10 protein-coding genes and 1 riboswitch are annotated in these 11,836 nt (G+C 69.3%); of the genes, 6 read left to right on the top strand and 4 right to left on the bottom strand.

Annotated features, from left to right (window positions below; all coding sequences use genetic code 11):
- Positions 1 to 72: 72 nt before the first annotated feature.
- A complete protein-coding gene (locus M2351_RS17545) occupies positions 73 to 444 on the bottom strand; it encodes a hypothetical protein (protein ID WP_264657409.1) in 372 nt (123 codons plus the stop codon).
- A 154-nt stretch (positions 445 to 598) separates the two neighbouring features.
- Positions 599 to 727: riboswitch (TPP riboswitch) on the top strand.
- 82 nt (positions 728 to 809) lie between these two features.
- Between M2351_RS17545 and M2351_RS17540 the strand changes: the two genes are divergently transcribed.
- The 6 genes from M2351_RS17540 to M2351_RS17515 are packed head-to-tail and all read left to right on the top strand — an operon-like array spanning position 810 to position 6,696.
- The gene (locus M2351_RS17540; RefSeq protein WP_264657408.1) at positions 810 to 1,895 is read left to right on the top strand and encodes a LuxE/PaaK family acyltransferase; all 1,086 of its coding nucleotides are present in this window, start codon (positions 810 to 812) and stop codon (positions 1,893 to 1,895) included.
- A gap of 4 nt (positions 1,896 to 1,899) precedes the next feature.
- Positions 1,900 to 3,354 (top strand): acyl-CoA reductase, encoded by a 1,455-nt coding sequence (locus M2351_RS17535; protein ID WP_264657407.1) that lies wholly within the window; start codon positions 1,900 to 1,902, stop codon positions 3,352 to 3,354.
- Between the two features lie 13 nt (positions 3,355 to 3,367).
- Entirely contained in the window at positions 3,368 to 4,141 is a 774-nt protein-coding gene (locus M2351_RS17530; RefSeq protein WP_264657406.1) for an ABC transporter ATP-binding protein, read from the top strand.
- Positions 4,138 to 4,887, top strand: coding sequence for an ABC transporter permease (locus tag M2351_RS17525; RefSeq protein ID WP_264657405.1), 750 nt, complete (start codon positions 4,138 to 4,140; stop codon positions 4,885 to 4,887). Before M2351_RS17530 ends, M2351_RS17525 begins: the two co-directional genes overlap by 4 nt.
- A 22-nt stretch (positions 4,888 to 4,909) precedes the next feature.
- Positions 4,910 to 5,908: an ABC transporter substrate-binding protein gene (locus M2351_RS17520; protein WP_264657404.1), complete on the top strand. Its 999-nt coding sequence runs from the start codon at positions 4,910 to 4,912 to the stop codon at positions 5,906 to 5,908.
- 20 nt (positions 5,909 to 5,928) lie between these two features.
- Positions 5,929 to 6,696, top strand: a complete 768-nt coding sequence (locus M2351_RS17515) for a 3-oxoacyl-ACP reductase (RefSeq protein WP_264657403.1) — start codon at positions 5,929 to 5,931, stop codon at positions 6,694 to 6,696.
- A gap of 135 nt (positions 6,697 to 6,831) precedes the next feature.
- Here the strand turns inward: M2351_RS17515 and M2351_RS17510 are convergent, their stop codons facing one another.
- The 3 genes from M2351_RS17510 to M2351_RS17500 form a co-directional block, all read right to left on the bottom strand.
- The gene (locus tag M2351_RS17510) at positions 6,832 to 7,797 is read right to left on the bottom strand and encodes a D-2-hydroxyacid dehydrogenase (RefSeq protein ID WP_264657402.1); all 966 of its coding nucleotides are present in this window, start codon (positions 7,795 to 7,797) and stop codon (positions 6,832 to 6,834) included.
- Positions 7,798 to 7,826: 29 nt separating this feature from the next.
- Entirely contained in the window at positions 7,827 to 9,818 is a 1,992-nt protein-coding gene (tkt, locus tag M2351_RS17505) for a transketolase (RefSeq protein WP_264657401.1), read from the bottom strand.
- A 136-nt stretch (positions 9,819 to 9,954) separates the two neighbouring features.
- Positions 9,955 to 11,835 (bottom strand): TRAP transporter large permease, encoded by a 1,881-nt coding sequence (locus M2351_RS17500; protein ID WP_264657400.1) that lies wholly within the window; start codon positions 11,833 to 11,835, stop codon positions 9,955 to 9,957.
- Between the last annotated feature and the right edge of the window lies 1 nt (position 11,836).

Genomic DNA, 11,836 nt, shown 5'->3' with positions numbered 1-11,836 from the left:
CCACGCACGCCGTTGCAAATTATGTCCATGGTCGGGCTGTTTTGTAACAGTCCGTAACAGCGGGAAGCGGGGTCAGCAGGACCCCACCGTCGGCGCCCGCGCCAGATCGAAGGCATCCGTCACGGCCCCGGTCCAGCCATTTCCCTGCCCCTTCCCGACGAACTGGGCGGCGGCTTGGGCGCAGACCTGCGCGATCTCCCGGTGGGCCTCCTGCTCGTCCGTGGGGTAGGTGCGCTCCTCCGGCGGGGTGACCATGGTCCAGTCCCGGTCGCCGATCATCCGCATCCAGGTGCCGCGCCCGTCCTCGCCGGACCGGAACTCGGCCGCGGCCGTGCAGGCGTCGTCGTCTTCGCTGGTCAGCAGCATCGTCCATTTCCAACCGGCCCGGCCATGGCGGGCGATCGACAACCGAACGCTGATGTGACGGGTCGTTTCTTCACTCACCGGACGCTCCTGGCCTGATTTGGCCGGGATTTTGGCGTGCAGCCGGTTAACATTGGATTGGGATGGGGAATTGGGAACGGAGCGGGGCACCGGGCGCTCTGGTATTCCTGATGCTGGTATTCTTGACAGCGTGGCGGCCGCTCCCCTAGGCTGCCCCCGTTCCCTGGGGTGCCTCGTTAGGAGGCTGAGACTCCGCCGGCCCGGACCCGTCCGGGCAACGCGGTGACCCACCGAACCTGATCCGGGTCATGCCGGCGTAGGGATGTGGGACATCGGGCTGATCATGCCCCTTATCCGCCTTTCCGCCCTGATACCCGTGATCCGGACCATTGGGTTCCGTTGCGTCGCGAAAGGTGTGTCAGGACGTGTCAGACGCTCGTGCTTCCGAATCCCGCGTCATCGAGGACTTGCTGGCCTTCATCGGCGCCGCCGGCGCTGACGAGGACGCGTTCAACCGGATGGCGCTGGCGGTCTTCGCCCACCAGTTCGAACACAACCAGCCCTACCGCCGCTTCGCCGTGCAGCGGGGCCGGACGGCACGCACGGTCAAGAGCTGGCGCGACGTCCCCGCCGTCCCGATCAGCGCCTTCAAGGAACTGACCCTGACCTGCCGGCCGCCGGAGGACTGCGAACGGGTGTTCATGACCAGCGGCACCACCCAGGGCGTGCGCGGCAAGAGCCACCACCCGACCATGGCGGTGTGGGACCGCTCGATGACCCTGAACTTCCGCCGGCGCTTCATGGGTGATCAAGACCGGCTGCGCATGGGCATCCTGTTCCCGACCGAGGAGGCGATGCCCAACTCCTCCCTGGCGCGCTATCTGGCGCTGGCCATGCGGACCTTCGGGGCGGAGGGCAGCCGCAATTTCATCGGCGACCAAGGCCTCGACGTCGCTGCGGTCACGGCGGACCTGGAGCGCGCGGAACAGGCCGGGGAGCCCTACGCCCTGCTGGGCGCCAGCTACAGCTTCGTGCACCTGATGGATGCGCTCGGCGGGCGGCGCTTCGCCCTTCCCGAAGGCAGCCGCATCCTGGATACCGGCGGCTTCAAGGGCCAGTCGCGGGAGATGGAGGCCGACGCCTTCTACGACCAGCTCTCCGCCACCTTCGGCGTGCCGCGCCGCTCCTGCATCAACATGTACGGCATGACGGAGTTGAGCAGCCAGTTCTACGACGACGGCAACGAGGCCTGCCCGTCCGTAAAGTCGGGGCCGCACTGGATCCGCAGCCGCGTCGTGAACCCCCTGACGGGGGAAGAGGTGCCGAAGGGAACCGTCGGCGTCCTGGTTCACCATGACTTGGCCCATTTCAACTGCGCCTCGGCCATCCTGACGGAGGATGCGGGCATCGCGGTTGAGGCCGGCTTCCGCCTGCTCGGCCGGGCCGACGGCGCCGATGCCAAAGGCTGCTCCCTGGCGGTTGAGGAGTTCCTGAAGGCCGCGCGGGTCTAAGGCTATGGAACGGGAAGTCGCCGGATATCTGCCGGGGTTGCCCGCCGACCAGGTCGAGTGGCGGACGCTGACCTTTACGCGCGGCAATGACGCGCTGGAGGTCGCGGTCCCCGTCCTGACCGACGCCCAAATCGCCGCACTCGCCGCCCGCGTCCGGGACGCCGCCCGCCGCACCCTGAAGACCCGGACCGTCGCCGACATCGCCGCGACCATCGACCGCGCGGTGGCCCGGCTGCTCGACCGCGACGATCCCTGGCGGCAAAAGGCCGAACGGCTGCTGCCGCTGGTCACCGGCTACGACGCGGAGATGGTCCGGCTGGGCCTGACCGGCTACCTGAAGACCTTCCGCCGGCCGGAACTGCAGAAATTCCTGGTCGAGGACTTCGCCAACCCCTCGATCCTCGACGACTTCCAGCCCACGCCCAAGGGCGGCTTCGCCAAGGCCCACGGGCCGGAGCTGCTGCTGCACATCTGGGCCGGCAACGTACCGGGCCTGCCGCTGTGGAGCCTGATCTCCGGCCTGCTGGTCAAGGCCGGCACGGTCGGCAAGGTCCCCACCGCCGAACCTCTGTTCGCCGGCTGGTTCGCGCGCATCCTGGCGGAGGTCGACCCCGACCTCGCCGACTGCCTCGCCATCGTCTGGTGGAAGGGCGGCGACGAGGCGCAGGAACTGATGTGGCTGGTTCAGGCCGACACGGTCGTCGCCTACGGCGGCAACGACGCGCTGGCGGCGATCCGCGGCCGCGTGCCGATCACCACGCGCTACCTGCCCTATGGGCACAAAATCAGCTTCGGCATGGTTGCGCGCTCCGCGCTCGACGTCGGGAAGGCCGGGATGGTCGCGAACCGCGCGGCCTACGACGTGGTCCGCTACGACCAGCAGGGCTGCTACTCGCCGCAGCTGTTCTTCGTGGAGCGCGGCGGGCGGGTGTCGCCGCGCGAATTCGCCGGCTATTTCGCCAACGAGTTGGCCGCCCATGAGACCCGCTTCCCCCGCCGCGCCCTGTCCATGGCGGAGGCCGGCAGCGTCGCCGCCTGGCGCAACGCGGAGGAGATGAAGACCTTCGCCCAGCCCACCCGCACCCTGCTCGGCGACCCGGCCGGCGCCTGGAGCGTGGCCTACGCCGACGCGCCGGAAGGCCTGTCCCCCTGCGGCCTGAACCGGACCGTCACCATCGTCGCCGTGGACCGGCTGGCCGACGCCGTCCCCGGCCTTGCCCCCCATCGCGCCTTCCTCCAGACCGTCGGCGTCGCCGCGGATCCGGAGGAGCTGCACCGGCTGGCCGGGCTGCTGGGCGCGGTCGGGGTGACGCGCATCTGCGCGCTCGGCCGCATGACCGCGCCGGAGGCGGGCTGGCACCACGACGGGCGCTTCAACCTGCTCGACCTCGTCACCCTGACGGAGATCGAACAGTCGGCGGAGCAGGCGGCCGACGCCTTCGCCCGCTACGTCGATTGAGGGGGCCGGACTCATGAGCTTCGTGTCGATCGACCGCGCCAGCTACGACGTCCAACCGGGCCAGTCCATCGTCGACCATATCGACTGGACCATCCCGGCCGGCGAGTTCCATTGCCTCGTCGGGCGCAGCGGCTGCGGGAAAACGACCCTGCTGAAGCTCGCCGCCGGCCTGCTGCAACCGACCGCCGGCGCCATCCGCATCCGCGGCAGTGCGGTGCGGGAACCGAGCCCCGAGGTGGGCTTCGTCTTCCAGACGCCGACCCTGCTGGACTGGCAAACGGCGCTCGACAACGTCCTGCTCCCCCTGTCGCTGGCGCGCCGTCCGCTGCCGCAGGACCGGCGCAAGGCAGAAGAGCTGCTGGACCTCGTCGGCCTGTCCGGCCTGGAAGGGCGCCACCCGCGGGCACTGTCCGGCGGGCAGCAGAGCCGCGTCGCCATCGCCCGCGCGCTGATCACGGAGCCGGCGCTGTTGCTGCTCGACGAGCCCTTCGCGGCGCTCGACGCCATCACGCGGGAGGAGTTGCAGGACGATCTGCTGCGCCTCTGCGCCCTGCGCGGCACCACGGTGCTGTTCGTCACCCACGACATCGCGGAGGCCATCTACCTCGCCGACCGGGTCGCGGTGATGGAGAACGGCCGGCTCCACCACGCCCTGGCCGTCGATCTGCCCCGGCCACGCGGGCGTGATGCCCGCTACAGCCCGCGCTTCACCGCGCTGTGCCGCGCGCTTCGCCGGGCCATGGACGGCGCGCCCGCGGAACCCGTGCCCCTGGACGCTGCGTCATGACCGCCCGCATCGGGTCCGCGCTTCTGCTCGTCCTGCTGCTCGCGGCGTGGGAGCTGTACGGGCGCTTGTCCGGCATCCCGTCGCTGGTCGTGCCGCTGCCGTCCGCTGTCCTGCGCACCCTGTGGGATGGCCTGACCAGCGGCTTCCTTCTGCCACACCTCGCCATGACCAGCGCGGAAATGACGCTCGGCCTCGCCATCGGCTGCGCGGTGGGATTCCTGACGGGCGTGCTGCTGGCGGAGGTGGAGGGGCTGCGCCGGCTCCTCTACCCCTACATCATCGCCAGCCAAGTGGTGCCGAAGCTGGCGCTGGGGCCGCTGTTCATCGTCTGGTTCGGCTTCGGCATGACCTCCACCGTGGTGATCACGGCGCTGATCTGCTTCTTCCCGCTTCTGGAAAACACCATGACCGGGCTCGGCCAGGTCGACCCCAACAAGCGGGAGCTGTTCCGCATGCTGCGGGCGACGCGCCTGCAAACGCTGCTGCGCCTGAAAATTCCTGCCGGGCTGCCGGTGATCCTGGCCGGCGTGCGCGTGTCGGTCGTGCTGGCGTTGGTCGGCGCCGTGGTCGGGGAGTTCATCGGCGGGCGCACGGGCCTCGGCGCCTCGATCATCGCCGCGCAGGGCATGATGGACTCCACCATGATGTTCGCCCTGTTCATCGTCATCACGGCGCTGGGCATGGCCTTCTACCAGGCCGTCACCGCAATCGAGCGGTGGCTGCTGCGACGCCATTGGACCAACTGACAGGGCTGAAAGGCCGACGACCATGAAGACACGCTTTTCCGGACTGCTGCGTTCCCTCAGCATGGTCGCCTTGGCCGGCGTGATCGGGCTGGCTGGGGCGGGTAGGGCGCTGGCCGAGGATAAGGTCACGGTCGCCGGCTGGAGCCAGCCGATCAGCGAGATCACCAGCCTGCTGGCCGAACCGGACAAGGGCTTCTTCAAGGCGAAGGGGATTGCGCTGGATTATGTGCCGGGCACCGGCGGCGGGGCGGCGATCCAGAACATGCTGACCGGACAGGCCGACGTCGCCTTCACCGATCCGGCGTCCTTCTTCCTGGCGCTCGACAAGGGGCAGAAGCTCGTCGCCATCTACAACATCTACCCGCAGAACGTCTTCAACGTGGTGTCGCCGAAGGAGCGCAACATCACCAAGCCGGCAGATCTGAAGGGCAAGAAGATTGGCGTCTACAGCCTGTCCAGCGGCACCTACCAGAACCTTCAGGTGCTGCTGCATCAGGTCGGCCTGACGGAGAAGGACGTCACCATCGAGGTGGCCGGCCTGCTGAACTTCGCCCCCGTGATCCAGGGGCAGGTGGACGCCACCGCGGCGACCGACACCGGGCTCTACGTCGGCCAGCAGAAGGGGCTGAAGGACGTCAACGTCATCGAGGTGAAGGACACGCTGAACCTGCCGAGCGACATCTTCGTGGTGACGGAGGACACCTACCGGACGAAGAAGGACGTGCTGAAGCGCTTCCTCGCCGCCTATCGCGACAGCGCCGCCTGGATGATCGCCCAGCCGGAGGAGGCCGCCCGCATCGCCGTCACCCGCGCCATCAACGGCCGCGACGAGGCGACCAACCTCGCCATCATCAAGCTGCGCAACGCCTCCAGCCAGTCCGAGACGACGAAGGCCAAGGGCCTCGGCGCCTTCGACCCGGAGCTGATGCAGAAGGGTGCCGACACCTTCAAGCAGCTGGGCCTGATCACGAAGGACCTGGACATGTCCAAGCTGGTCGTCACCGACCTCATTCCGCAGTAACGGCAAGCGGCGCGAAGCCCATGGATTTCCGGGAAAAGACTGTCCTCGTCACCGGCGCCAGCCGCGGCATCGGCGCCGCCATCGCCAAGGCCTTCGCGGCGGAAGGGGCGATGGTCATCGTCAACTATCTCCGCAACGCCGACGCCGCGGAGCGGGTGGCGGAGGACTGCCGCGCGCTGGGCGGCGACGGCTGGGCTGTCCAGGCCGACGTGACCGATGAAGCTGCCGTGCGCGCCATGGTGGACCGCGTGGCCGACGAGGTCGGGCACCTCGACGCCGTCGTCAACAACGCGTTCAAGCCCTACGCCTTCGACCCGGACAAGCGCACCCTGTTCTGGGACGCGGCCTGGGCCGATTACCAGGCGCAGGTCGACGGCGCGCTGCGGGGCACCTTCAACGTCTGCCAAGCGGTGCTGCCGCTGATGCGTCGGCGGGCGCGGGGCAGCATCGTCAACATGACGACCGACCTCGTCGCCCGCCCCACCGTACCCTACCACGACTACGCCACGGCCAAGTCCGCCCTGGTCGGCTTCAGCCGCAACCTCGCGGCGGAACTCGGGCCGCTCGGCATCCGCGTGAACTGCGTAGCGCCGGGGCTGGTGTACCCGACCGACGCCAGCCGCAGCACGAAGGAAGGCGTCAAGGACACGATCATCGCCCAGACCCCGCTGCGCCGGATCGCCACCCCGGACGACGTCACGGGGCCGGTCCTGTTCCTGGCATCGGACTGGAGCCGCTTCATGACCGGCCAGACCCTATACGTCGACGGCGGGCTGGTGATGGGGTAGGCGCGGAGCTGTAAACCCTCTCCCCCCTGTGGAGAGGGGAGGGTGAGGGGGTTGCGCGTGTGCCGGACCTACCAACATGGCGGGACCCCCTCACCCTAACCCTCTCCCCGGAGGGGAGAGGGGACTTGGAAGGCGTCAGTAAGCACCCAGCACCAAGTTGCTCGGCGTGCCCCGCACGAAGTTCTCAATGTTGTCCACCAGCTGGTCGGCCAGCGTCTGTTGCGCCTCATCCGACGCCCAGGCGACGTGCGGGGTCAGGATGACGTTGGGGCGGCCGGCGATGCGCATCAGCGGGTTGTCCATCGGCGGCGGCTCGCTGACCGTGACGTCGAAGCCGGCACCGCTGATCAGGCCCTCGTCCAACGCGGTCACCAGATCCTCTTCCACCACCAGCCCGCCGCGGGCGGTGTTGACGATCAGGGGCTTGCGCTTCATGCGCCGGAATTCTGGCAAGCCGATCATGCCCTTCGTCTCGGGCGTCAGCGGGCTGTGCAGCGTGATGACGTCGCTGGTCTCCAGCACATCGTCCCAGGGGGTGTAGAGGGGGCCGAGCCCGCTCCTGCCCTTGTGGGCGGCGAACAGCGGCACCATGCCGAAGGCGCGGCCCAGTTCCGCCACGCGCTGGCCCAGCACGCCTTCCCCGATGATGCCCAGCCGCGCACCGCGCAGGTCGCGGATCGGGTGGTTGAAGAAGCAGAACTGCCCGGCCTTCTGCCACTCCCCGGCCAGCACGTCCTCGCGGAAACCGACGATGCTGCGGCGGAGCGCCAGGATCAGCGCGAATGTGTGCTCCGGCACCGTGCTGATCGCGTAGCCGCGGATGTTGCTGACCGCGATGTCCTTTCGCTGGCAATAGACCTTGTCCACGCAGTCGGTCCCGGTCGCGGCGACGGCGATCAGGCGCAGATCGGGCAGCTGCTCCAGGATCGCGCCGGGCAGGGCGACTTTGTTGGTGATGGCGATGGTGGCCCCGGCCAGACGTTCCTGCACCTCGTCGGGGCGCGTCTGCTGGTGCTCGACCAGCTCGTGCGCGAAGGACGGGCGGCGCAGCGTGATCTGCGGCGCGATGGTGGCACGGTCGAGGAAGACGATCTTGTGCATGGTTTTGGTCTCGCTGAGAGGGTCGCGGATCACAGCCGGCGCATTGCTTCTGTGACCACATTATCGGCGGTGATGCCGAAATGGCGGTACAGCTCGTCCGCGGGCCCGGAGGCGCCGAAGCCGGGCATGCCGACGAAGCCGCCCTTCTCCCCCAGATACTGGTCCCAGCCGAGGCGCACCGCGGCTTCCACCCCGATCCGCACGGTGCCCGGGCCCAGCACCTCCGCCCGGTAGCCCGCCTCCTGCCGGTCGAACAGCTCCCAGCAGGGCATGGAGACGACCGCAGTCGGAACCCCCTTGGCCTGAAGCGTGGCGCGCGCCTCCAGCGCGATCGACACCTCCGACCCCGTCGCCAGCAGCGTGACGCGGCGTTGGCCGCCCTCGGCTGCCGCCAGCACATAGGCGCCGCGCCGGGACAGGTTCTCCGCGCCGTAGGTCCGGCGCACCGCCGGGGTGGCCTGCCGGGCGAAGACCAGCGTGCTGGGGGTCGCGGTCTGCTCCATGGCGATTTCCCAGCATTCCGCGGCCTCCACCGCGTCGGCGGGGCGCAGCACCAGCATGTTCGGCATAGCGCGGAAGGAGGCGAGGATCTCCACCGGCTGGTGGGTCGGGCCGTTCTTGCCGATGCCGATGGAATCGTGGCTGAAGACGAACTTCACCGGCAGCCCCATCAGCGCCGCCATGCGCATCGCCGGCCGCTCGTAGTCGGAGAAGGCGAGGTAGGTCACCGCCAGCGGGTTCACCCCGCCATGCGCCGCCATGCCATTGGCCATCGCACCCATCACATGCTCGCGCACGCCGCAATGGACGTAGGCGCCGCTGCGGTCGGTCGCCGTGAAGGCGGCCAAGTTGCGCTTGTGGTTGGTCGGCGCCTCCAGGTCGGCGCAGGCGACGACCGTCTCGGGCAGCACCTCGCACAGCAGGCTGGCGATCTCGCCGGAGCTTTGGATGGGCGGCTGGGCCGGCCCCTCCTCCGCCACGCGCTTCTTGTAGGCGAGCAGAATCTCGCGCCAGGCGTCCGGCCGGCGGCCCTGCTGCACGCGCTCGAACTCCGCCCGCGCGTCCGCGGGCAGGGCGGCAAGGCGGGCGGCCCAGGCCTCGCGGTCAGCACCGCCTCGGGCACCGGCGGCGCGCCACGCCGACAGCACGTCGTCCGGAATGACGAAGGAGCCGTGCGGCCAGTTCAGCCGTTCGCGCGTGGCGTCCAGATCCTCCTTGAACAGGCGGGCGCTGTGGCCGCCGCGCTTGCCCTCCAAGCGGGGGATGCCGCGGGCGATCACCGTGCGGCAGGCGATCAGCGACGGGCGCGGGTCGGCCTTGGCCGCCGCGATGGCGTCGGACACCGCCTCCACATCATGGCCGTCCACCGCCTGCACGTGCCAGCCGGCGACGCGGAAGCGCTCCGCCACGTCCTCGCTGATCGACAGCTCCGTGCTGCCGTCGTCGGTGATGCGGTTGTCGTCCCAGAAGAAGACCAGCTTGCCGAGCTTCAGGTGACCGGCCAGCGAGATCACCTCCTGCCCGATGCCCTCCTGAAGGCAGCCGTCGCCGACGAAGGCGTAGGTGTGGTGGTCGACGAGGCCGGAGCCGAACTTGGCGTTCAGGTACGCCTCCGCCAGCGCCATGCCCAGCGCGTTGGCGATGCCCTGGCCGAGCGGCCCGGTCGTCACCTCGATGCCTGAGGCCGGCTCGAATTCCGGGTGCCCCGCGCAGTGGGAGCCCATCTCGCGGAAGCTCTTGATCTGGTCGAGCGGGAAGTGCTCGTAGCCGGTCAGGTGCAGCAGCGAATAGAGCAGCATCGACCCATGGCCGTTCGACAGCACGAAGCGGTCGCGGTCCGGCCATTGCGGATCCTTGGCGTCGAACTTCATGTGCCGGGTGAACAGGGCCGTGGCGATCTCGGCCATGCCGAGCGGAACGCCCTGGTGCCCTTCGGTCGCGCGCTCGATGGCGTCGATGGACAGGAACCGGATCGCGTTGGCCAGCAGTTGCGGGTTCGGGATGGCCGTGGCGGTGGGCATGGCAAGACTCTCCTGTTCGCCCTTTTCGGAGGGAAGGGCGTTGGTGGGTTCGTTGCGAAGAAAGGGTTTAAAGAAAGGGATCAAAGAAAGGTCCCCGCCGCGTCGTCGCCGGCACGGCGGGGGAGTTCAGGGAGGATCAGAGGAAACCGGTGGAAATCCAGGGCACCGCTGCCACCACGATCAGGCCGGCGAGCAGGGCCAGGATGTAGCCGACGATGGGCTTCATGCCCTCGTCGGGATGGATGCGGCTGATCGCGCAGGCCGAGTAGTAGCCGACGCCGAAGGGCGGCGCGAACAGGCCCACGCCCATGGACAGGATCACGACCATCGCGTAGTGCACGTCGTTGATGCCCATCTGGCGGGCGATCGGGAACAGCAGCGGGCCGAACAGCACGATCGCGGGGATGCCCTCCAGCACGCTGCCCAGCACGATGAAGGCGACGATGGAGGCGGCCATGAACATCGCCGCACCGCCCGGCAGGGAGGACATGGCGTGGGCGAGCTGGCCGGAGAAGCCCGACTGGGTCAGCGCCCAGGCCATGCTCGTCGCCGCCCCGATGATCAGCAGGATGGCGCCGGACAGGGCCGCCGTGTCGATCAGCATCGGCAGAAGGCGCGACCAGTTGAACCGGCGGTAGATCAGCAGGCCGGCGGCCACCGAATACACGATGCCGATGGTCGACACCTCGGTCGCCGTGGCCACACCTTCCACCACCGCGGCGCGGATGACGAAGGGCAGGGCCAGCGCCGGCAGGGCGATCAGCAGCTTGCGCCCGATCTCACCGCGGCTGGCGCGGCGCACGTTCGATAGGTTCTCCCCGCGGTAACGCCACCAGACGACGGCGCAGAGCGTGATCGCCAGGACGACGCCCGGCAGCATGCCGCCGGTGAACAGCGCGGAGATGGACACGCCCGTGACCGACCCCAGCGTGATCAGGACGAGGCTGGGCGGGATGGTTTCCGTCTGCGCGCCGGTCGCCGACAGCAGGGCCACGAGGTCGCCGGGCTTGGCGCCGCGGGCCTTCATCTCCGGGAACAGCACCGGGGCGACCGCCGCCATGTCCGCGGCCTTGGAGCCGGAGATGCCGGACACGAGGTACATGGCGCCGACCAGCACGTAGGACAGGCCGCCCCGCACATGGCCCAGCAGGCTCGCCAGGAAGCCGACCATGGCCGCGGCCATGCCGGTCATCTCGATCAGCAGGCCGAGGAAGACGAACAGCGGCACCGACAGCAGGATCAGGTGCGACATGCCCTCGTCCATGCGCCCCACCACGACCAGCAGGGGCGTGGTGGTGGTGAGCGCCAAGTAGCCGAAGGTCGCCAGACCGAAGGCGAAGGCGATGGGCACGCCGGCCAGCACGCAGACCGCGACGAGGCCGACGAAAAAGATCAGCAGGTTGACGTTGCCCAGGCCGTGGAAGACCGGCTCCAGCAGGGCGAAGCCACCGGCCACCACCGCCACGGAGGCGAGCGCCCCGATGGTATGGCGCCAGTCCGCGACCTGGAACAGCCGCAGCACCGCGATGACCAGCATCAGCACCGACCCCACCGGCAGGGCGGCGGCGCGCCAGGAATTGGTGATCTCCAGCGCCGGGGTGGTGATGAAGGCCTCTTCCTCCGCGAACTCCATCGCGGGGCCGACGATCATCAGCAGGAAGGCCAGCGGCGCGGCGATCGCCACCACGTCGAGGAAGGCGCGGGTGCCCGGCGAGCACATACCGACGACCGCGGTCATCCGCATGTGCTCGCCGCGGCGCAGCGCGACGGCGCTGCCCAGCATCGCCAGCCAGAGGAACAGGATGGAGGCCAACTCGTCCGACCAGACGATGGGGCTGTGCAGCAGATACCGGCTGACCACGCCCGCCAGCAGGACCGCGATCTCCGCCACCACCAGAAGGGCGGCGGGGATCTCCAGGATGGGACCAAGGGCGCCGTCGAAAACGGCGGCCCAGCGGCGCGGCCCGGCGGCGGGGGTGCCGCCGAGCATCGCGTTGGTGTGGTGGGTCGTGGTCATG

Source organism: Azospirillum canadense (genome assembly GCF_025961225.1).
Lineage (GTDB): Bacteria > Pseudomonadota > Alphaproteobacteria > Azospirillales > Azospirillaceae > Azospirillum > Azospirillum canadense.
Note: the sequence above shows the minus strand (reverse complement) of the source record. Positions and strands in the feature narration are given on the sequence as shown.